At 73.8% G+C, this 21,028-nt stretch carries 15 protein-coding genes; 9 read left to right on the top strand and 6 right to left on the bottom strand.

The window, feature by feature from the left end; all coding sequences use genetic code 11:
* Positions 1–20: 20 nt before the first annotated feature.
* From ACRWND_RS08275 to ACRWND_RS08250, 6 genes are all read left to right on the top strand, one after another.
* On the top strand, positions 21–1,478 hold the full coding sequence (locus ACRWND_RS08275) for a 3' terminal RNA ribose 2'-O-methyltransferase Hen1 (protein WP_431947533.1): 1,458 nt from the start codon (positions 21–23) through the stop codon (positions 1,476–1,478).
* The gene (locus ACRWND_RS08270; RefSeq protein WP_431947531.1) at positions 1,475–4,021 is read left to right on the top strand and encodes a polynucleotide kinase-phosphatase; all 2,547 of its coding nucleotides are present in this window, start codon (positions 1,475–1,477) and stop codon (positions 4,019–4,021) included. Before ACRWND_RS08275 ends, ACRWND_RS08270 begins: the two co-directional genes overlap by 4 nt.
* A 75-nt stretch (positions 4,022–4,096) precedes the next feature.
* Positions 4,097–5,320: an arginine deiminase gene (locus ACRWND_RS08265; protein ID WP_431947529.1), complete on the top strand. Its 1,224-nt coding sequence runs from the start codon at positions 4,097–4,099 to the stop codon at positions 5,318–5,320.
* Between the two features lie 135 nt (positions 5,321–5,455).
* Positions 5,456–6,460 (top strand): ornithine carbamoyltransferase, encoded by a 1,005-nt coding sequence (gene argF / locus ACRWND_RS08260; protein ID WP_431947527.1) that lies wholly within the window; start codon positions 5,456–5,458, stop codon positions 6,458–6,460.
* Positions 6,461–6,560: 100 nt separating this feature from the next.
* Entirely contained in the window at positions 6,561–7,388 is an 828-nt protein-coding gene (locus tag ACRWND_RS08255) for an enoyl-CoA hydratase family protein (protein WP_431947525.1), read from the top strand.
* Between the two features lie 2 nt (positions 7,389–7,390).
* On the top strand, positions 7,391–9,658 hold the full coding sequence (locus ACRWND_RS08250) for a bifunctional salicylyl-CoA 5-hydroxylase/oxidoreductase (RefSeq protein WP_431947523.1): 2,268 nt from the start codon (positions 7,391–7,393) through the stop codon (positions 9,656–9,658).
* A gap of 18 nt (positions 9,659–9,676) precedes the next feature.
* Here the strand turns inward: ACRWND_RS08250 and ACRWND_RS08245 are convergent, their stop codons facing one another.
* The 3 genes from ACRWND_RS08245 to ACRWND_RS08235 all read right to left on the bottom strand — a co-directional run bounded on the left by ACRWND_RS08245 (position 9,677) and on the right by ACRWND_RS08235 (position 12,775).
* Positions 9,677–10,258, bottom strand: coding sequence for a Uma2 family endonuclease (locus ACRWND_RS08245; protein ID WP_431947521.1), 582 nt, complete (start codon positions 10,256–10,258; stop codon positions 9,677–9,679).
* A gap of 83 nt (positions 10,259–10,341) precedes the next feature.
* Complete coding sequence (locus ACRWND_RS08240) at positions 10,342–11,166, bottom strand: PaaX family transcriptional regulator (RefSeq protein ID WP_431947519.1); 825 nt, start codon at positions 11,164–11,166, stop codon at positions 10,342–10,344.
* Positions 11,167–11,170: 4 nt separating this feature from the next.
* Complete coding sequence (locus ACRWND_RS08235; RefSeq protein ID WP_431947517.1) at positions 11,171–12,775, bottom strand: AMP-binding protein; 1,605 nt, start codon at positions 12,773–12,775, stop codon at positions 11,171–11,173.
* A 95-nt stretch (positions 12,776–12,870) separates the two neighbouring features.
* On the opposite strand from ACRWND_RS08235, the gene ACRWND_RS08230 reads away from it, so the two are divergent.
* Together ACRWND_RS08230 and ACRWND_RS08225 are read left to right on the top strand one after the other, a co-directional pair.
* Positions 12,871–13,977 (top strand): acyl-CoA dehydrogenase family protein, encoded by a 1,107-nt coding sequence (locus tag ACRWND_RS08230; RefSeq protein WP_431947516.1) that lies wholly within the window; start codon positions 12,871–12,873, stop codon positions 13,975–13,977.
* Complete coding sequence (locus tag ACRWND_RS08225) at positions 13,974–14,372, top strand: RidA family protein (RefSeq protein WP_431947514.1); 399 nt, start codon at positions 13,974–13,976, stop codon at positions 14,370–14,372. Before ACRWND_RS08230 ends, ACRWND_RS08225 begins: the two co-directional genes overlap by 4 nt.
* A gap of 304 nt (positions 14,373–14,676) precedes the next feature.
* Here the strand turns inward: ACRWND_RS08225 and ACRWND_RS08220 are convergent, their stop codons facing one another.
* The 3 genes from ACRWND_RS08220 to ACRWND_RS08210 form a co-directional block, all read right to left on the bottom strand.
* Positions 14,677–17,613 (bottom strand): hypothetical protein, encoded by a 2,937-nt coding sequence (locus tag ACRWND_RS08220; protein ID WP_431947512.1) that lies wholly within the window; start codon positions 17,611–17,613, stop codon positions 14,677–14,679.
* The gene (locus ACRWND_RS08215) at positions 17,613–19,475 is read right to left on the bottom strand and encodes an HSP90 family protein (protein ID WP_431947510.1); all 1,863 of its coding nucleotides are present in this window, start codon (positions 19,473–19,475) and stop codon (positions 17,613–17,615) included. Before ACRWND_RS08215 ends, ACRWND_RS08220 begins: the two co-directional genes overlap by 1 nt.
* A gap of 73 nt (positions 19,476–19,548) precedes the next feature.
* Positions 19,549–20,571 (bottom strand): hypothetical protein, encoded by a 1,023-nt coding sequence (locus ACRWND_RS08210; protein WP_431947508.1) that lies wholly within the window; start codon positions 20,569–20,571, stop codon positions 19,549–19,551.
* A gap of 138 nt (positions 20,572–20,709) precedes the next feature.
* On the opposite strand from ACRWND_RS08210, the gene ACRWND_RS08205 reads away from it, so the two are divergent.
* The gene (locus tag ACRWND_RS08205; RefSeq protein ID WP_431947505.1) at positions 20,710–20,982 is read left to right on the top strand and encodes a DNA/RNA non-specific endonuclease; all 273 of its coding nucleotides are present in this window, start codon (positions 20,710–20,712) and stop codon (positions 20,980–20,982) included.
* Positions 20,983–21,028 lie beyond the last annotated feature (46 nt).

The following is a 21,028-nucleotide window of genomic DNA, read 5'->3' as shown; positions in this document are numbered from 1 at the left end:
GAGCGGGCGATACTCGGGCGGTGTTCCTGACGATCACCACCACCGGCAGCGGCGGCACGCCCGCCACGGACCTCGGCTTCCTGCTGCACAAGCATCCGGAGAAGGCGCAGGTCTTCTCGACCTCCTACGGCGACGCCCACGTCTTCTACCCCGAGGCGTCCGAGCAACGGTGCACCGCCGCGCTGCTGCTGGAGGTCGATCCGGTGGCACTCGTGCGGCGCGGCAAGGGCAAGGGCAGGGGCGGAGCCCCCGACTCAGCGCTCGGCCAGTACGTCAACGACCGGCCGTACGCCGCGTCGTCGCTGCTGGCGGTCGCCCTGCGCACGGTGTTCGCCAGCGCTCTGAGGGGCGTCTGCGACGCCCGCCCCGAGCGGGCAGCGCAGCCGCTGCCCCTGCGGATCGAGATCCCCGCCGTGCCCGCGCGCGGCGGCGCCGCCCTCGTCCGCCGGCTCTTCGAGCCGTTGGGCTGGGCCGTCGAGGCGGAACCGGTCGAGCTGGACGAGCGATTCCCCGCATGGGGCGAGTCCCGCTACGTGCGGCTGGCGCTCGAAGGTGAGCTGCGGCTGTCCGTGGCCCTGCGGCACCTGTACGTGCTGCTGCCGGTCCTGGACGACGCCAAGCACTACTGGGTGTCGCCGGACGAGGTCGACAAGCTGCTGCGGATGGGCGACGGATGGCTCGCCGCCCACCCGGAGCAGCGGCTGATCACCAGCCGCTACCTCGCACGTCGCTGGTCGCTGACCCGGCAGGCCACGGAGCGGCTGGAGCTGGCCCGGCTCGCCGAAGCCGACGACAGCGAGGCCGGGGAGCTGGACAACGCCGTCGACGAGGAGGTGGACACCGAGGAGAAGCCGCTGCCGCTGGCGGTCCGGCGCCGCGAGGCGATCCTCGCGGAGCTGCGCGAGGCCGGGGCGAGCCGTGTCCTCGACCTCGGCTGCGGCCAGGGGCAGCTGGTCGGCGCGCTGCTGAAGGACCCGCGCTTCACCGAGATCCTCGGCGTCGACGTGTCCTCCCGCGCCCTCGGAGAGGCCCGCCGGCGGCTGCGGCTCGACCGCATGGGCGAGCAGCAGTCCTCCCGCGTCCGGCTGGTGCAGGGCTCCCTGACCTACACCGACGCCCGCCTCAAGGGCTACGACGCCGCCGTGCTCAGCGAGGTCGTCGAGCACCTCGACCTGCCCCGGCTGCCCGCGCTGGAGTACGCCGTCTTCGGCTCGGCCCGCCCCTCGACCGTCGTGCTGACCACGCCGAACGTCGAGTACAACGTGCGCTGGGAGACGCTGCCGGCCGGGCACGCCCGGCACGCGGACCACCGCTTCGAGTGGACGCGTGAGGAGTTCCGCTCGTGGGCCGAGCGGGTCGCCGGACGCTACGGCTACGGCGTGCGCTTCGTCCCCGTCGGCCCCGAGGACCCCGAGGTCGGCCCGCCCACCCAGATGGCCGTCTTCACCCTGACCACGAAGGAGGTCACGACCGCATGACCGGCAAGCGCACCCTCCCGGTGACCGACCTGTCCCTCGTGGTCCTGATCGGCACCACCGGCTCCGGCAAGTCAACCTTCGCCCGGCGCCACTTCAAGCCCACCGAGGTGATCTCCTCGGACTTCTGCCGCGGTCTCGTCAGCGACGACGAGAACGACCAGGGCGCCAGTGGCGACGCCTTCGACGTGCTCCACTACATCGCGGGCAAGCGGCTCGCCGCCGGCCGGCTGACCGTCGTCGACGCCACCAGCGTGCAGCGGGAGAGCCGTCGCCGGCTCGTCCGTCTCGCCCGCGAGTACGACGTGCTGCCCATCGCGATCGTCCTGGACGTCCCCGAGCAGGTCTGCGTCGAGCGCAACGCGGCGCGACCCGACCGCGCCCACCTGCCCCGGCACGTCGTCCAGCGCCAGCAGCGGGAGCTGCGCCGCTCGCTGCGGCAGCTGGAGCGCGAGGGCTTCCGCAAGGTGCACATCCTGCGCGGCGTCGAGGAGGTCGACGCGGCCGAGGTCGTGCTGGAGCGCCGCTACAACGACCTGCGCCACCTGACCGGCCCGTTCGACGTCATCGGCGACGTCCACGGCTGCGGCTCCGAGCTGGACACCCTGCTCGGCAAGCTGGGATACGTCGACGGCGTGCACCCGCAGGGACGCACCGCCGTCTTCGTCGGCGACCTCGTCGACCGCGGCCCCGACAGCCCCGGTGTGCTGCGCCGCGTCATGGGCATGGTCGCCGCAGGCAGTGCTCTGTGCGTGTCCGGCAACCACGAGAACAAGCTGGGCCGCTGGCTCAGGGGCAAGAACGTCCAGCACAGCCACGGCCTCGCGGAGACCATCGAGCAGCTGGAGAAGGAGGACGAGCACGACCCCGCCTTCCGGGAGCAGGTGCGCACGTTCGTCGCGGGACTGGTCAGCCACTACGTGCTCGACGGCGGGAAACTGGTCGTCTGCCACGCGGGCCTGCCCGAGAAGTACCACGGCCGCACCTCCGGCCGGGTCCGCTCGCACGCCCTGTACGGAGACACCACCGGCGAGACCGACGAGTTCGGGCTGCCCGTGCGCTACCCGTGGGCCGAGGACTACCGCGGCCGCGCCGCCGTCGTCTACGGCCACACCCCCGTGCCGAGCGCCACATGGCTCAACAACACGATCTGCCTGGACACCGGCGCCGTCTTCGGCGGCCGGCTGACGGCCCTGCGCTGGCCCGAGCGCGAGATCGTCGACGTCCCCGCGGAGCGGGTCTGGTACGAGCCGGCCAAGCCGCTCGCCTCCGAGGCGCCCGGAGGGCACGAGGGGCGGCCGCTCGACCTGGCCGACGTCAGCGGCCGCCGCGTCGTGGAGACCGCCCACCACGGCCGGGTCGCCGTCCGTGAGGAGAACGCGGCCGCCGCGCTGGAGGTCATGAGCCGCTTCGCGGTCGACCCCCGCCTGCTGATGTACCTGCCGCCGACGATGTCGCCGTGCGCGACCTCGCAGCTGGAGGGCTACCTGGAGCACCCGCACGAGGCGTTCGCCGCCTACCGGGCGGACGGCGTCGGCCAGGTCGTCTGCGAGGAGAAGCACATGGGCTCCCGCGCCGTGGCGCTGGTGTGCCGCGACGCGGAGGCGGCCGGCGAGCGCTTCGGGGTGACCGGCGGAGTGACGGGCGCCCTGCACACCCGCACGGGCCGGCCGTTCTTCGACGACCCCGGCGTCACCGAGCAGGTCCTGGACCGGCTGCGGGCCTCCGTCACCGCCGCGGGGCTGTGGGAGGAGCTCGGCACGGACTGGCTGCTGCTCGACGCCGAGCTGATGCCCTGGTCGCTGAAGGCCTCCGGCCTGCTGCGCAGGCAGTACGCCGCCGTGGGCGCCGCCTCAGGCGCGGTCTTCCCGGGTGCGCTCGCCGCCCTGGAGTCCGCCGCCGCGCGGGGCACCGACGTCGCGGGCCTGCTGGAGCGGCAGCGCGGCCGGTCCGCCGACGCCGCCGCCTTCACCGAGGCGTACCGGCGCTACTGCTGGACGACCGAGGGCCTGGACGGGGTGCGGCTGGCGCCCTTCCAGATCCTGGCCGTCCAGGGCCGCAGTCTCGCCGCCCTCCCGCACGACGAGCAGCTGGCGCTGATCGACCGCCTGGTCGCGGGCGACCCGACGGGGCTGCTGCAGGAGACCCGCAGGACGCTGGTCGACACCCGCGACGAGGAGTCGGTGGCCGCCGGCACGCGGTGGTGGCTGGAGCTGACCGAGGCCGGCGGCGAGGGCATGGTCGTCAAGCCGCTGCAGGCCCTGGTGCGCGACCAGGACGGCAACCGCCTGGTCCAGCCCGGTGTCAAGTGCCGGGGCCGGGAGTACCTGCGGATCATCTACGGTCCCGAGTACACCCGTCCCGACCAGCTGGTCAGGCTCCGTTCGCGGGCCCTGGGCCACAAGCGCTCCCTCGCGCTGCGCGAGTACGCGCTGGGCCTGGAGGCGCTGGACCGGCTGGCCGCGGGCGAGCCCCTGTGGCGCGTCCACGAGGCGGTCTTCGCCGTCCTGTCCCTGGAGTCGGAGCCGGTGGACCCCCGGCTTTGAGGGGTCGGGGGCGGGCGCCCGTGTGCCCGCCCCGCCCAGGAGGTGAACCCCTGCCAAGTGGGAATGTCTAGTTCCATGGCATTCCATGTGGACTCCGAGGCAGGGCGGCTGCACCGCGTCATCCTCCACCGCCCCGACCTGGAGCTGAAAAGGCTCACGCCGTCGAACAAGGACGCCCTGCTCTTCGACGACGTCCTGTGGGTGCGCCGGGCCCGTGCCGAGCACGACGGCTTCGCCGACGTGCTGCGCGACCGGGGTGTGGTCGTGCACCTCTTCGGTGACCTGCTGCGGGAGACGCTGGGCCTGCCCGAGGCCCGGCGCATGGTGCTCGACCGGGTCTTCGACGAGAAGGAGTACGGTCCGGTGGTCACCGACCACCTGCGCGCCGCCTTCGACGAGCTGTCCGCGGGCGAGCTGACCGAGGCCCTGGTCGGCGGCATGACCAAGCGGGAGTTCCTCGACCGTTTCGCCGAGCCGGTCTCGGTCCGCTTCCACGTGATGGACCTCGACGACTTCCTGCTCGACCCGCTGCCCAACCACATCTTCACCCGGGACACCTCGGCCTGGGTGTACGACGGGGTCAGCATCAACGCGATGCGCTGGCCCGCCCGTTGGCACGAGACGACGCACTACGAGGCGATCTACCGCCACCACCCGCTCTTCGCGGGCGCCTCCTTCCATGTGTGGTCCGAGGGCCAGGCCGCCTATCCGTCCACCATCGAGGGCGGCGACGTCCTGGTGATCGGCAACGGCGCCGTCCTCATCGGCATGAGCGAGCGCACCACTCCACAGGCGGTGGAGATGCTCGCCCAGCGCCTTTTCACCTCGGGATCGGCCAGCACGATCGTGGCCCTGGACATGCCCAAGCGCCGCGCCTTCATGCACCTGGACACCGTGATGACCATGGTCGACGGCGACACCTTCACCCAGTACGCGGGCCTGGGCATGCTGCGCTCGTACACCATCGAGCCCGGCGTGGGAGAGCGCGACCTCAAGGTCACCGACCACCCGCCGGAGGACATGCACCGGGCCATCGCGGCGGCCCTGGGCCTCGACGGCATCCGGGTGCTCACCGCGACCCAGGACGTCCACTCCGCCGAGCGCGAGCAGTGGGACGACGGATGCAATGTGCTCGCCCTGGAGCCGGGTGTCGTCCTGGCGTACGAGCGCAACGTCACCACCAACACCCACCTGCGCAAGCGCGGCATCGAGGTCATAGAGATCCCGGGGAGCGAACTGGGGCGCGGCCGCGGCGGTCCGCGCTGCATGAGCTGCCCCGTCGAGCGGGACCCGGTCTGACCGGGCGGTCCGCGCCCGGGTCCGCGGGAGCCGCCACACGAGAATCTGTATAAGGATGCAAGACTTCGTATAGACTTCCGCAAGTCCCGGCGCACTCATGTTCGGCACCCGGCCGACCTCGACCTAGGAGCCCCCATGGCCATCGACCTCACGGGCCGCCACTTCCTCAAGGAGCTGGACTTCGCCCCGGAGGAGTTCCGCCACCTGGTGGAGCTGGCCGCCGAGCTGAAGTCGGCCAAGAAGGCGGGCACCGAGGTCCGGCGGCTCGCCGGCCGGAACATCGCACTGATCTTCGCCAAGACCTCCACCCGCACCCGTTGCGCCTTCGAGGTCGCCGCGTCCGACCAGGGCGCGTCCACGACCTACCTGGACCCGGCCGGGTCCCAGCTCGGCCACAAGGAGTCGGTGAAGGACACCGCCCGCGTGCTCGGCCGGATGTTCGACGGCATCGAATACCGCGGGACGGGCCAGGAGGTGGTCGAGGAGTTGGCGGCCCACGCCGGGGTACCGGTCTGGAACGGCCTCACCGACCAGTGGCACCCGACGCAGACGCTCGCCGACGTGCTCACCATGGCCGAGCACTCGGCCTCGCCGCTGGAGGAGACCGCCTACGCCTATCTCGGCGACGCCCGCTCCAACATGGGCAACTCGCTGCTGGTCACCGGCGCCCTCCTCGGGATGGACGTGCGCATCGTCGCCCCGGAGCAGTTGTGGCCGCAGGAGTCGGTCGTCGCCGAGGCCCGGCGCCTGGCGCGGGCCAGCGGCGCGCGCGTCACCCTGACCGAGGACGTCGCCGAGGGCGTCGCCGGCGCGCAGTTCGTCCACACCGACGTGTGGGTGTCGATGGGAGAGCCCGCCGAGGTCTGGGACGAGCGCATCACCCTGCTGAAGCCGTACGCCGTGACCATGGACGTGCTGCGGGCCACCGGCCGTCCCGACGCGAAGTTCATGCACTGCCTGCCCGCCTACCACGACCTCGGCACCACCCTGGCCCAGCAGATCCACGAACGGCACGGGCTGGCCTCGCTGGAGGTCACGGACGAGGTCTTCGAGTCGGCGCACTCCATCGTCTTCGACCAGGCCGAGAACCGGATGCACACCATCAAGGCCGTCCTCGTCGCCACGCTGGCAGGCGCCTGAGGCGCCGCGCGCGTATCGCGCACTCGTGACGGCAGTCACGAAGGAGTGATAACTTCACGGTGCTGGCAAGCCTGCCTCCACCGTGAAGGAGGACGTGCCCATGAGCCCCTACCGAGGCTCCGCAGGCCGGACCGAGGAATGGCGGCACCTGCGGGTGGAGCGCGCCGACGGCGTCGTCACCGTCACCCTCGACCGCCCCGACAAGCTCAACGCGCTCACCTTCGGCGCCTACGCCGACCTGCGCGACCTGCTCACCGAGCTGCCGCACCACGGCGACACCCGTGTGCTGGTGCTCGCCGGGGCCGGACGCGGCTTCTGCTCGGGCGGCGACGTCGACGAGATCATCGGCGCCACGCTCGCCATGGGCGCCGGGCAGCTCCTGGACTTCACCCGCATGACCGGGCAGGTCGTCCGCGCCATCCGCGAGGCGCCCTTCCCCGTCGTCGCGGCCGTGCACGGCGTCGCGGCGGGAGCCGGTTCCGTCATCGCCCTCGCCAGCGACTTCCGGATCGTCGAGCGCTCGGCGCGCTTCGCCTTCCTGTTCACCAAAGTCGGCCTCGCCGGCGCCGACATGGGCGCCGCCTACCTGCTGCCCCGCATCGTCGGCCTCGGCCACGCCACCCGGCTGCTGATGCTCGGCGACACCGTGGGCGCCGAGCAGGCCGACCGCATCGGCCTGGTCAGCGAGCTCGTCGACGACGGCCAGGCCGACGCGAGCGCCGCCGCCCTCGCCAAACGCCTGGCCGCCGGCCCCGCGCTGGCGTACGCCCAGACCAAGGCCCTGCTCACCGCGGAACTCGACATGCCGCTCGGCGCCGCCGTGGAGATGGACGCCGCGACCCAGGCGCTGCTGATGACCAGTGAGGACTACGCCGAGTTCCACGCCGCGTTCACCGGGAAGCGCAGCCCCAACTGGAAGGGCCGGTAGCCGTGCGGGCGGCCATCATCGGCGGCGGCCCGGGCGGGCTCTACACGGCCGCGCTGCTCAAACGCCTGGACCCGGAACGGGACATCACCGTCTGGGAGCGTGGTGCGCCCGAGGACACCTTCGGCTTCGGCGTCGTGCTCTCCGACGAGACGCTCGGCGGCATCGAGCACGCGGACCCGGTCGTCTTCCGCGCTCTGGAACGGGAGTTCACCCGCTGGGACGACATCGACGTGCGCCACCGCGGCCGTGCCGTCACCTCCGGCGGCCACGGCTTCGCGGCGGTGGACCGGCGCACCCTGCTGGCGATCCTCCACGACCGCTGCCGGGATCTCGGCGTGACCGTCCGCACCCGCGAAGCCGCCCCGGCGGCGGAGGCGCTGGCCCGCGACCACGACCTCGTCGTCGCCGCCGACGGAGCGGGCAGCGCCACCCGAGCCGCCCACGCCGGCGTCTTCCGGCCGACCCTCACCGGGCACGGCTGCCGCTACATCTGGCTCGCCACCGACCTTGTGCTGGACGCCTTCCGCTTCGAGATCGCCGAGACCGAGCACGGCGTGATGCAGGCCCACGGCTACCCGTACCGGCAGGACGCCAGCACCTTCATCGTCGAGATGCACGAGGACGTCTGGCGGCGCGCCGGACTGGACAGGCTCGACGAGGCCGAGTCCGTCGCCCGCTGCGAGAAGATCTTCGCCGAGGCACTGCACGGCCACGGCCTGCGCGGCAACCGCTCCCGCTGGATCGCCTTCACCACCGTCGTCAACGAACGCTGGAGGCACGGCAACATCGTGCTGCTCGGCGACGCCGCCCACACCGCGCACTTCTCCATCGGCTCCGGCACCAAGCTCGCCATGGAGGACGCCCTCGCCCTCGCCGCCTGCCTGCACGAACAGCCCGGCGTCCCGGAGGCGCTCGCCGCCTACGAGGCCGAGCGCAAGCCGGTGGTCGCCAGCACGCAGCGCGCCGCACGGGCCAGCCTCGAGTGGTTCGAGCACCTGGGGCAGTACACCGCCCAGCCGCCCCGGCAGTTCGCCTTCAACCTGCTCACCCGCAGCCGCCGGGTCACCCACGACAACCTGCGGCTGCGCGACCGGGCGTTCACCGCCTCGGTGGAGCGGGAGTTCGGCACCGGGCCGGACACCCCGCCCATGTTCACCCCCTTCACCCTGCGCGGGCTGACCCTGCGCAACCGTGTCGTCGTCTCGCCGATGGACATGTACTCCGCCACCGACGGCACCCCCGGCGACTTCCACCTCGTCCACCTCGGCGCCCGCGCCCTCGGCGGCGCCGGCCTCGTGATGACCGAGATGGTCTGCGTCAGCCCCGAGGGCCGGATCACCCCCGGCTGCACGGGCCTGTGGACGGACGGGCACGAGGCCGCCTGGCGTCGCGTCACCGACTTCGTCCACGCCCGGCCCGGCGCCGCCATCGGCCTCCAGCTCGGCCACAGCGGCCGCAAGGGCTCCACCCGGCTGATGTGGGAGGGCATCGACCAGCCGCTCCCCGAGGGCAACTGGCCGCTTACCGCGCCCTCCCCGCTGCCGTACCACCCACGGGTCAGCCAGGTCCCGGACGCCCTGGACGCCGCCGGGCTCGCCGCGATCCGCGATCAGTTCGCCGCCTCCGCCGCGCGCGGCGCACGCGCCGGGTTCGACCTGCTGGAGCTGCACTGCGCCCACGGCTACCTGTTGTCGTCCTTCCTCTCGCCGCTCACCAACCGGCGCACCGACGCCTACGGCGGCGACCTGGCCGGGCGGCTGCGCTTCCCGCTGGAGGTCTTCGACGCCGTCCGCGAGGTGTGGCCCGACGACCGGCCGATGACCGTCCGCATCTCCGCCACCGACTGGGCCGAGGGCGGAACGACCGCCGGCGACGCGGTCGAGATCGCCCGGGCCTTCGCCGCCCACGGCGCCGACGCCATCGACGTCTCCACCGGCCAGGTCGTCCCGGACGAGGCCCCCGACTTCGGCCGTTCCTACCAGACCCCCTACGCCGACCGGATCCGCAACGAAGTGGGCGTGCCCGTCATCGCGGTCGGCGCCATCTCCTCCTGGGACGACGTCAACTCCCTGCTCCTCGCCGGGCGCGCCGACCTGTGCGCGCTCGGCCGCCCTCACCTCTACGACCCCCACTGGACGCTGCACGCCGCCGCCGAGCAGGGCTACTCCGGCCCCGGCGCCCCCTGGCCCCTCCCGTACCAGGCGGGCAGCCGCCGCCCGCCCACGGGCCGCACCGACGCCCCCCGGCCCCGGCTCACGCTGGACGTGTGAGGCGCGGCCGGCCCGGGGTCAGCCGAAGAGGGAGGTGTCGAGGGCGAACGCGAAGGGCTCGGGAAGCTCGAGCTCCTTGCCGAACAGCACCCGGACGTCCTGGCGGTAGTCCTCGGCGTCCGGCTCGCTGTAGAGGCTCACGGTGCCCTCGGTGCGGTCCACCAGCAGGTAGAAGGGGATGCCGGCGGCCGCGTAGCCGCGCCGCTTCGGGCCGCGGTCCTTGTCGGGTCGGGTCGGCGTCACCTCGACGGTCATGACCACGCCGTCAGGGGCGCACCACGAGTCCTTGCCGGCGAACACGCCTTCGGGGCCCACCGTCAGGTCGGGGATGAAGCGCCCGGCAGGAGTGATGAGCCCTCTGGCGCCGGAGGTGTAGAACTCTGCGGGGGACTTGCGGATCAATTGGCGGACGAAGCGGCCGAGGATGTCCTCGTGGTCTCCGTCGGGCGGCGGGGTCACGACGATCTCCCCCTCGATCAGCTCGGCGCGGTACCCCTCGGGGACCGTGAGGTCGAGGAAGGCGGCGAGCACCGCGTCGCCGCCGGAGCCCGAGCGTTCGGTCGCGGGCAGTGCCATCTCGCGTACCTCCTCGATCGTCATGGTTTCGCTCCGATGCGGCCAGGTTATGCCCCGCCGGGCGGCGTGGGCGTGCGTCGTGCCCAACGATCAGCCGCGGGGGCCGGTCACGTCATGCGATCGACTGACCGCGCGAACGCCGCTCCCGCGTCGCGCAGCCGCGCGTGCAGGTCCTCGAAGACCGCTGCCGCGCGCCCGCCGGGCCAGTCGGGCGGGAGGAGGGCGGGCGGCAGGCCGGGGTCGGCGTAGGGGAGGCGGCGCCAGGAGTCGAGGGCGCGCAGGTAGTCCGCGAAGGCCTCCTGCGGCGGGGTGGTCCGGCGGGCGGCCCAGGAGCGCAGCACCGGCTCGTGGGCGCCGAGGAAGGCGTGGTGGCGCTCGGCGACGGCGTCGAGGTCCCACCAGCGGCGCACGGCCGCGGCCGTCGGCTCGAAGCCGAGGTGGGCACCGGTGAAGAGGTCCACGTACGGGTCGAGGCCGAGCCGGCGCAGGGTGTGCTGCGCCTCCTCGCGGAGGCGGGCGGGCGCGATCCACACGCCCGGTGCGGCGGTGCCGAAGCCCAGCCGGGCCAGCCGGGAGCGGAGCAGGTGCCGCTTGTGGCGTTCGCTCTCCGGGACGGAGAAGACCGCGAGCACCCATTCCCCGTCCCCCGCACCGCCGGCCGGGTGACCGTAGATGCGCCGGTCGCCGTCGGCGAGCAGCTGCCGGGCGTCCTCGGACAGGCCGTAGCCAGCGGCGCCGCCGACCCGGTCCGGCTCCAGCAGCCCGCGGCGCTTGAGCCGGGAGACCGCCGAGCGCACCGACTGCGGGTCCACGTCGACGGCGCCCATCAGCCGGATCAGCCCGGCGACGGGTATCCGCCCGTCCCAGCCGTCGGCCCGGCCGTAGGCGCCGAAGAAGGTGAGGATCAGTGAACTGGGGGTGTGCTCGGTCACGCGATCACTGTAGGTCGCGCAGCCGGAAGCGCTGCAGCTTCCCGGTGGGCGTGCGGGGCAGGGCGTCGAGGAAGACGATTTCGCGCGGGCACTTGTAGCCCGCGATCTCCTCCCGGGTGAAGGCGCGCAGCGCCTCGGCCGTGTGCTCGTCGCGCGGCGGCCCGTCGCGCAGCACGACGCAGGCCCGGACGATCTGGCCGCGCTGGTCGTCCGGCACACCGATGACCGCCGCCTCCCGCACGTCGGGGTGGCGCAGCAGCGCATCCTCGACCTCGGGGCCCGCGATGTTGTACCCCGACGAGATGATCATGTCGTCGGCGCGGGCCACGTAGCGGAAGTAGCCGTCCGCCTCGCGCACGTAGGTGTCGCCGGTAAGGTTCCAGCCGTCCCGCACGTACTCCCGCTGCCGTTCGTCGGCCAGGTAGCGGCAGCCGGTGGGGCCGCGCACGGCGAGCAGTCCCGGCTCGCCGTCCGGTACGGGGGAGAGCGTCACGGGATCGACGACCCGGGCCTGGAAGCCCGGGACCGGCAGGCCGGTGGTGCCCGGGCGGATCGCGTCGTCGGCCGCGGAGATGAAGATGTGCAGCATCTCCGTGGCCCCTATGCCGTTGATGATGCGCAGCCCCGTCGCCTCGCGCCAGGCGTGCCAGGTCGCCTCGGGCAGATTCTCGCCCGCGGACACGCAGCGCCGCAGCGAGGAGAGGTCGCGCGAGCCGTGCGAGGCGAGTATCGCCCGGTAGGCGGTGGGCGCGGTGAACAGCACCGTCACCGAGTGCTCCGCGACGGCCCGGGCGAGCTGCTCGGGTCCGGCCTGCTCCATGAGCAGCGCCGACGCCCCCGCCCGCAGGGGGAAGACGACCAGGCCGCCGAGTCCGAAGGTGAAGCCGAGCGGCGGGCTGCCGGCGAACACGTCCACGGCGGTGGGCCGCAGTATGTGCGCCGAGAAGGTGTCGGCGATCGCCAGCACGTCCCGGTGGAAGTGCATGCACCCCTTGGGGCGTCCTGTCGTGCCGGAGGTGAAGGCGATCAGCGCGACGTCGTCGGACGAGGTCGGCACCGCGGCGTAGGAGTCCGGGCGCCCGGCGGCGAGCCGCAGCAGGTCGTCCGGCGCCTCACCGCCGTACGTGGTGATGCGCAGCCCCGGGGCCTCGCACTTGGCGAGGTCGTCGACCGCGCGGACGTCGCACAGCGCGTGCCGGACCGCGGCGATCTCGCAGATCGTCGCCAGCTCGTGCGGGCGGTGCGCCGCCAGCACCGTCACCGCCACCGCCCCGGCCTTCATGACGGCGAACCAGCACGCCACCAACCAGGGCGTGGTGGGGCCGCGCAGCAGCACGCGGTTGCCGGGCACCACTTTGAGATCGTCGGTCAGCACGTGCGCGATGCGGTCGGAGGCGGCGCGCAGGTCCGCGTACGACCAGACCTCGCCGCCCGGCATCCGCAGGCAGGGCGCCTCGGGCAGGCCGGCGGCGAGGAGTTCGGCACCGCAGTTGAGCCGGTCCGGATAGGCCAGCTCGGGGAGGTCTTGGGTGAGGACGGGCCACTGGTCACGCGGCGGCAGGTGATCCCGCGGGAACGTGTCCACGTGTGCTGACGGCAGCAGGTCCATGGCGGGTTCGCCCCTCGTTGGCCCCTGGTTGCGGACGGATTCAGCGTAACGTGTTTGTGACGGCAGTCAACGGTACGCGATACGGGAGGTGCCGCGTGGCATCGTTCGCGCTCGACCCGGAACAGCTCAAGTGGTGCGCACAGGTCCGCGACTGGGCCGCCGAACGGCTCCGGCCGCTCGCGGCGTCCGGCGAACCCGGGCGGGTCAACCGCCCGCTGCTCGCCGCCCTCGGCGAACTCGGCCTGCTGGGCCGCCTCTTCCCCGGCACCGCGCTGGAGCTCTGCCTGCTGCGCGAGTCCCTGGCCCGTGAGTGCACCGAGGCCGAGACGGCGCTCGCCCTTCAGGGCCTGGGCGCCCACCCCTTGCTGCAGTCCCCGGAACCGGCCGCGCGATGGATCCCGCGGGTCGTCTCCGGCGAGGCCGTCGTGGCCTTCGCCCTGACCGAGCCCGGCGCCGGCTCCGACGCCGCCGCCCTCGAACTGGCCGCGGAGCCCGCACCGGACGGCGGCTGGCGGCTCACCGGCGAGAAGTGCTGGATCTCCAACGCCCCCGAGGCCGACGTCTACACGGTCTTCGCCCGGACCGCCCCCGGCGCCGGCGCCCGCGGCGTGACCGCCTTCGCGGTCCCCGCCGACCGCCCGGGGCTCACCGGCGAACCCCTCGACATGCTCTCCCCGCACCCCATCGGGCGGCTGCGCTTCGACGCCGTACCGGTCGGGGAGCAGGACGTGCTCGGCGAGGTCGACCGAGGTTTCCGGGTCGCCATGACCACCCTCAACCGCTTCCGGCCCAGCGTCGGCGCCTTCGCGGTCGGGATGGCGCAGGCCGCTCTCGACGCGGCCACCGCCCACGCCGCCTCCCGGACCGCCTTCGGCGCGCCCCTGAAGGACCTTCAGGCCGTCGCGCACGTCCTCGCCGAGATCGCCACCCGTACCGAGGCCGCCCGCCTGCTGGTCTACGCCGCCGCCGAGGCCTACGACCGCGGCGACGCGGGGACCGCCCGCAGTTCCGCCATGGCCAAGCTCTTCGCCACGGAGACCGCCCAGTACGCCGTCGACGCCGCGGTGCAGATCCACGGGGCCCGGGCCCTGGAGCGCGGCCACCTCCTGGAGCACCTCTACCGCGAGGTCCGCGCACCGCGAATCTACGAAGGCGCCACCGAAGTCCAGCGGTCCATCATCGCCAAGGAGCTCTTCGCATGACCCTCCACCGGATCAACCCGCCCGAGCTCTCGCCGCCGACCGGTTTCAGCCACGCCGTCACCGCCACCGGCCGCACCCTCGTCCTCCTCGCGGGCCAGACCGCGCTGGACTCCTCGGGCAAGGTCGTCGGGGACACCCTGCCCGCCCAGTTCGAGCACGCGCTGATCAATCTGCTCACCGCGCTCGAGGCCGCCGGCGGGAGCCCCGCCGACCTCGCCCGGCTCACCGTCCACACCACCGATGTCGCCGCCTACCGCGACCACGCGCCCGAACTCGGCCGCATCTGGCGGGCCCTGGCCGGCCGCGACTACCCGGCGATGGCGGTCATCGGCATCACCCGCCTGTGGGACGAGGAGGCCATGGTCGAACTCGACGGCCTGGCCGTGCTGTCCTGACCCGGTAAGGCAGGTAAGGCAGGCAAAGCAGGCAAGGCAGGCAAGGCAGGCAAGGCAGGCAAGACAGGGCCTTTGCCGGGGCCGGCGACCAGGCCCGGTCCGGGCGAAGGCGACGCCGACCGGTGGGCTCGTCGCGTCGAGGTGCCGGCCGGTGCGGTGGTCGAGACCGCGGACGAAAACCGCTGTATCCGAGGTGTGTCCTTGAAGCCCGTCCGCCCCCGGACCCGCCCGGCGGGGCGGCCCACCACCCTCGGGGCGGACGGCGACCGCCCTCCGGGACGGTCGCCGTCTTCGTCCCGGGGCGTCAGCCCCGGCGGCGCGAGGAGACCTCGTCGGCGAGGCGGGAGAGGATCTCGACCGCGTGGTCGAGCCCGGCCTCCCGGCAGCGGACGACCGCCGCACGCAGGCGCGCCAGGGCGGCCTGAGGTCGGTCCAGCCCGTTCGCCTCGACCAGCGCGGCGACCCGGACGGCCTCGGCGCGCGGCGCCTCACCCCGGGGTCCGCCCTCCTCGTGGGCGGCGATCGCCCGCTCCAGTTCGGCGAGCGCCTCGGTGAAGCGCTCGGCGCCGGCGTAGACCCTGCCGCGCCGGTAGTGCGTGGAGCCGGTCTCGTACCAGAGGGCGATGTCCTCGTCGTCCGCAGGGACGGCCGCCACCACCTCGTCGGCTTCGCGCAGGTGGCCCAAGGCCGCCTCCAGGCCCTCGGGGCCACCGGCCGACACGGCGTGCGCCGCGAAGTCCCGCATCATCTCCGCGACCGCGTGCGGGTTCGGTCCCTTGGCGTGCGAGGCGACGGCGCGCTCGTACGCGGCGCGCGCCGCGTCCTCGCGGCCGGCCGCCAGCAGGGCGACGGCGGCCTCGGAGGCCACGAGCGTGTGGGTGGACTGCTCCTCCCACGGCTCGACGGCGTCGGCGAGCAGCAGGAACTGCTCGGCGCTCGCGCGGTGCTCCGCCAGCTCCCGCAGACCCCGTGCCAGCAGCAGCCGGGCCTGGGCCAGGGCGCGTTCGTCCATGGCGGCCGCGGCCGCGGCCTCGTCCGAGACCAGCGACTCCAGCACGGCGACGGCGTCCGCCTGCCGGTCGGCGCGGGCGAGCACATCCGCCAACTCCACCCGCAGCTCGGCGGCGCCGGGAGCGTCGCCCTCACGGTCCAGCCGCGCCGCCGCGTCGGACAGATGGCGCACGGCGGCGCCCAGGTCGCCCGCGTGGTGGGCGGCGTGGCCGAGCAGCGCGTGGGTGCGCGCCACCGGGAACGCGGTGTCGCCGTACGCGGCGGCCGACGCGAGCGCGCCGCGGAACTGCTCCATGGCCTCCTCGGGGCGGTGCTGCTGCAGCAGCACCTGGCCGAGCAGCCCCCTCGGGCGTGTGGCCCGCCAGGGCGTCCCGGCCTCCTCCACGGCCCGCAGCACGTTCCGCAGCTCCTGCTCGGCCCGGTCCAGTTCCCCGGAGCGCGCCGCGAGATCCGCAACGAACATCCGGGCGTTGGCGGTGCGCTCCGGGGAGCCCAGCCGCTCGGACTCCGCCACGGCCTCGGCCACCGCGGCCTCGAAGCGCTCGCGCGTCCGCTCCGGGACGTCGGGCAGCGCGGCCGTCGCCTCGGTGTGCGCGAGGAAGGCCCGGCACTGCAGCACCACGAGGTAGGCCCGCCGGACCTCAGAGGTGGCGGCACCGTCCACCACGGCACCGTCCACCAGCGCACGGGCCTCGGGCAGCACCGCGTCCAGTTCCGCCCACGCCCCGCCCGCCTCCGCGCCGGGCTCCTCGCCCACCGAGGCCAGCCGGGCACGGGCGGCCAGCACCCGCCCGGGCAGGCCGGCCTCGGCGAACAGCTCCCGTGCCTCGGCGAGTGCGGCCCTCGCCGCCGCCAGGTCCTCCTCCTCCAGGGCCGCGAAGGCGCGGTGCTCGGCCAGTTCGCCCCGCAGGCGCGCCTCCGAGCCCAGCCGGGGGTCGTGGACATGGCCTTCGGCCCCGACGCGCCCGGCGATCTCGCGCCACAGCTCCGCGTCCCCGGGACGGCCCGCGTCGTCCATCTCGCGGGCCCGCTCGACCAGTGCGACGAAGTCCTCCGGCACCTCCGGCACGGCCGCGGCCGCGGCAGGCGCCGGGACGGCGGGCGCGCCCTCAGGGGACGGCACGGTCGCGGTGCGCAGCCCGAGCGGCAGCGGCTCGGCGAGCGGCGGTCGCCGCTCGAGCCGGGCCCGGCGGCGGTCGCCGACGGTGGCGGTGCCGTTGCGCCGGTCGAAGGCCGTGGCCAGGGCGTCACCCTGCTCGCGCACGTGCTCCAGCAGTTCCCGGGCCGTCCAGGTGCGTCCCAGTGGTCCGGCGACGGGCGTCGTGTCGTACCCCTGGTCGACCAGGCGCCGGGTGAGCACCTCGACCCCGGTCAGGAAGCCGAGCAGCGACAGCGGTGCCCCGGTGACGTCGAAGAGGGCGCGGTTCTCGGCGAGGATCTCCAGCGCCCGGCCCTCGTTGCCCGACAGCGCGCAGAACTCCACGTGCAGTCCGACCTCTTCGGCCATGCCGACGCGGCCCCGGGCGTGCCGGTAGCCGGTCAGATGGTACGAGCGGGCCTCGTCGGTGCGGCCGAGGCGCAGCAGCGGCAGCAGGGCGTGGGCCTGGGTGACCCAGGGCTCCTCCTCGCAGCTCTGGACGCCGGTCAGGACCGGTTCCCAGACGCTCAGGGCCTGATCGTCGTCGCCCGCCGCCAGGTGGTGCAGCCCCTGGTGCCGGGTCTCGCAGGCCAGGCAGTCGCTGAGCGGTTCCCGGGGCCGGGTGACCCACAGGTCCCAGGCCGCGTCGAGGTCCGCGCCCGTGTGCGCGGCGATGCGGTGCCGCATCGCCGCCACCGGCTGCACGCCCTCGCCGGCGGAGCGGTAGCGCTCGCCCATCTGGGCGACCCACCCGTCGACCGCCGTGAGCGGGACGTCGGGCACCTGGAGCAGCGAGGTCGTGACCCACTTGTAACGCCACAGCACCTGGCGGGCCTCCCACTCGCTGAAGGAGCCGGGCGCCTCCTCCCACAGCTTCAGGATCCGGGCGAAGACCACCGGGGACTTGCGGTGCTCTGCGGCGTACTCGTACGCCGTCATGAGTTCGAGCAGCGCCGTGACGAGGACGTCCTTCTCCTCGAACTGCGCGGCCGCCTCCACCAGTTCCTCGGCCGTCACCGTACGCGGCGTCCCGTAGGGGCGCTCGTTGTTCTCGCGGAGCGCCTCGAACACGGCTTCGGGGGTGTCCAGCATCAGTGCTCCTCGGCGTCCGGACCGGACGTGGGCGTGTCCTGGTCGTGCATGGCATGGGTGAGCAGGCCGATGAAGGCCCGGTTGAGCAGCGCGCTCTCCGATGCCTTCAGCGGCCGCCGGGTGAGCAGCAGCGCCTGCCCGTACAGGGCCTCTGCCGTGGAGAGCGCCAGCCCCCGCTCGGTGATGCCGGCGGCCCGGCGCACCAGCGGGTTGAGGTGGTTGAGGACGAGCTGCGCCCGCGGGGCCTGCGTGCGCAGGGAGCCGAGGATGTCCGCCCACAGACCGTCGCTGCTCTCCGCGAGCCCGGCCCGGGTGCGCTCGTGGCGCGCCTCGCGGTTGTCCAGGAGCAGCGCGGGCGCCGTGACCGGCTGGAAGGCCCGCAGCACGACGTCGCAGTCGTACTGGCCGACGACCTCGCGGGCGACGGTCAGGAAGGAGGCGGCGGAGATCTCGGCGGCCGAGTCGACGGGGTCGAGGTGCGCCGTCACCGTGGCGGGGTCCAGGTCGGTGACCGTGGTGCCGGGACGGATCTCCGGCAGCCGGTGCACCAGGTCCCGGTCGTAGGTGTAACCGCCGTTGACGACGCCCAGCCCGGCCGCCGCCGCGATCGGGGCGACCTGCCGGAACTCGTCGACGCTGCGGGTGACCAGCACCGTGGGGTGGGCGCGGGCGAACTCCTCCAGGGTGACGTTGCCGTCCGTGGTCTCGAAGGGCAGCCACGGCAGCAGCATCCGCAGCAGCGCGTCGTCATAGCGGGCCAGCGCCTTGACGGCGAGGTGGTGGCTGTCGATGAAGCGCTGCAGCAGCACCGGGTCGCTGGCCGGGAGCCCGGTCAGCCAGTCCCGGATACGGGCGCCGAGGGCCTCGCGGACGGCGGCCAGCGTCTCGTCCTCGTACAGCGCCTCACGCGAGGCCGTCGGGCGCAGGCTGGTGACGTCCACGACGCAGCGGACGAAAAAGGCCCAGTCCGGGAGGAGTTCGGCGGCCCGGTCCGAGAGCAGCATGCCCTTCAGATGCACCCGGTGCCCGGCCCGCTCCGACGGGTTCACCGCGGTCGGCAGGACGTACGCCACACCGCGCAGCCCGGCGACGGGCAGGTCGAGGTCGATGGTGTCGAGCGGGGTGAAGCCGAACGTCGCGCGGCAGTGCTCGGCCAGCGCCTCGGCGCGGGCGAGCGGCGAGCCGTGGCGTCGTTCCCACGGCGGGGTCTCGTTGACCTGGGCGCTCTCGCCGCGCGGGTCGACGACGGTGACCTCGTGCCGCAGCAGGCTGCCGTAGTGCCGGGCCAGCGAGGCGACCCGCTCGGGCTCCGTCCACTCGCGGGCGTCCGCGCGCGGGGTCAGCGTCACGCGCGTGCCCGGCTCGGGCAGCGCGTCGGCGGGGAGCGTGCGGATCGTGTAGCTGCCGTCGGAGCGACCGCGCCATTCGACGGCGCCGGCGCCGGAGGCGGTGGCCGGGCGGCTGACCACGGTGATCTCGTCGGCCACCACGAAACAGGCGAGCAGGCCGATGCCGAACTGGCCGATGAAGTCGCCGCGGGCGGCCTCGATCTCCCCGTCTGCGGCGCGCTTGGAGCTGCGCCCGATGGTGGCGAGGAAGGTGTGCACATCGGCCTCGCTCAGCCCGACACCGGTGTCGGTGACGCTGAGCGTCTCACCGGTCCGCACGGTGATCCTCGCCGGCGCGCCCGGCTGGACCGCCTGCCGGGCGGTGATCGCGTCGACGGCGTTCTGCAGCAGTTCCCGGAGGTAGACGCGGGGGCTGGAGTAGAGGTGGTGGGAGAGAAGGTCGACCAGGCCGCGCAGGTCTACCTGGAAGGTGTGGGCTGTCTGGGACGGTGACGGGGACGTGGGCTGGGACACCTGGGTGGCCTTCTGGTCGGTGCGCGAACGCAGGGGTGCCGGCGTGGGCGGACGGGCGGTGGGGCGGCGGCGGTCAGTGGCGGCCGGCCGCGGAGCGCATGGCGCGGTAGGGCACCCGCGGGTCGGCGCTGTCGAGGTACTCCCAGGGGTCGGCGGTGACGAGTCCGCCGAGCGCCGCGAACACCGCGGCGGCGGACGGGTTCTCGCCGGTCAGGGAGAAGGACATGGCGAAGGTGTTGAGGACGTGCGCCCAGCCGGTGGGGCGCCCGAAGGCGGGGTGGCGGACCGAGCGGTCCGCGGCCTCGTGCAGTTGCTCCGCCACCGCGTCGCTCAGGATGTAGGCGCTGTCGCGACCGGGCTCGAGATCGAGCCAGTGCTCCAGATGAGCGACGGCGACAAGCACCCCGAGCGCGCTGCCCTCGGGGGCGCCGAGCATCGACTCCCGGGCGAAGGCGTGCATCTCCTCGTACGAGCCGCCCCACTTGCGGCACACCTGCTGCAGGCGCTCCAGATGGGCGCCCAGGTGCCCGGGGCAGCGCCGAACCGTCGCCTCGAAGCGGAGGCGCGCGAGGTCGGCGCCGACCCCCAGCCCCCGGCCGGACCGCTGCAGGAAGTACCACGGGGCGGCTGACTCCGGCTCGCGCTCGGCGGCCCGGTACAGCAGGTCCTCCGCCGCTTCGAGCCTCTCGTGGAACACCCGGAACTGCTCCTGGGACACCTGGGAGGCCCGGGCCCTGGTGCGGGCCTCCCAGGCCCATTGCACCTGCCGTGCCCCCGCCACCAGCAGGGCCGTCCCGCACTCGGGTTCCGCTTCGACGACCTTGGGCAACCACCGCTCGTAGCCGCCGACGTCGAGGGCGTTGTCGACCAGCCAGCTCAGCTCCCAGCCGTCCGTCACCGCGGACAACTGCTCCTTCACAGCGGGCCAGTCGGCGGCCGCGGCGGACGTGCGGAGCCGCGCGAGAGCGGGCTCGCCGAGCGCCGGGTCCACCCGGGCCGGCGGACGTGGCGCCCAACGCTTCAGCGAGAACGCGGGCGTGCGCTCCGGTATCCCCGGCGCCGCCGCGACGCCGGGATGCCGGCGGACCGAACTCATGAAGACCCCCTCCTGGCCTGGCCCTTCCCCCCGGGCCATGATCCGTGACGGAAGCATGACTATCACGGCTGCCTCGCGGGGAGCCAAGGGGTTCCCGGCCCCACCGGCACGCCCCCTGCTCCCGGCCGTCGCGACCGCGTGAGCCACCGGCATCGGCGGCAACTTCTCCGGGCCGGAGGACACTGCCGGCGGCACCGGGACCGCCTGGTGACGGCCCGGCATGGTGACACCCAGGACTTCTGGAAGCTCCCGCCGGGCCGCAACCGCCCTCGCGGTCACCTCGCGGGCTGCCGGATCGGTGGCTCCGGCACCGGCCTGCGCAACCTGGTGCCGCTGCACCGCGCCGCGAACACGCCGACGATGATTACGATCGAGAACCCATCGCCAACCAGATCAGGGGCAGCCCGGTAGTGCACTACGAGGGGACGCCCGTGTACCGGGACCGCATTCCGGAATC

The sequence above is a fragment of the Actinacidiphila sp. bgisy167 genome (genome assembly GCF_965342175.1).
GTDB lineage: Bacteria > Actinomycetota > Actinomycetes > Streptomycetales > Streptomycetaceae > Actinacidiphila.
Note: the sequence above shows the minus strand (reverse complement) of the source record. Positions and strands in the feature narration are given on the sequence as shown.

Coding starts and splice junctions, on each gene's coding strand:
- ACRWND_RS08270 (WP_431947531.1), top strand. CDS start 1,475: ATGACCGGCAAGCGCACCCTCCCGGTGACCGACCTGTCCCTCGTGGTC.
- ACRWND_RS08265 (WP_431947529.1), top strand. CDS start 4,097: ATGGCATTCCATGTGGACTCCGAGGCAGGGCGGCTGCACCGCGTCATC.
- argF (WP_431947527.1), top strand. CDS start 5,456: ATGGCCATCGACCTCACGGGCCGCCACTTCCTCAAGGAGCTGGACTTC.
- ACRWND_RS08255 (WP_431947525.1), top strand. CDS start 6,561: ATGAGCCCCTACCGAGGCTCCGCAGGCCGGACCGAGGAATGGCGGCAC.
- ACRWND_RS08245 (WP_431947521.1), bottom strand. CDS start 10,258: ATGACGATCGAGGAGGTACGCGAGATGGCACTGCCCGCGACCGAACGC.
- ACRWND_RS08235 (WP_431947517.1), bottom strand. CDS start 12,775: ATGGACCTGCTGCCGTCAGCACACGTGGACACGTTCCCGCGGGATCAC.
- ACRWND_RS08225 (WP_431947514.1), top strand. CDS start 13,974: ATGACCCTCCACCGGATCAACCCGCCCGAGCTCTCGCCGCCGACCGGT.
- ACRWND_RS08220 (WP_431947512.1), bottom strand. CDS start 17,613: ATGCTGGACACCCCCGAAGCCGTGTTCGAGGCGCTCCGCGAGAACAAC.
- ACRWND_RS08210 (WP_431947508.1), bottom strand. CDS start 20,571: ATGAGTTCGGTCCGCCGGCATCCCGGCGTCGCGGCGGCGCCGGGGATA.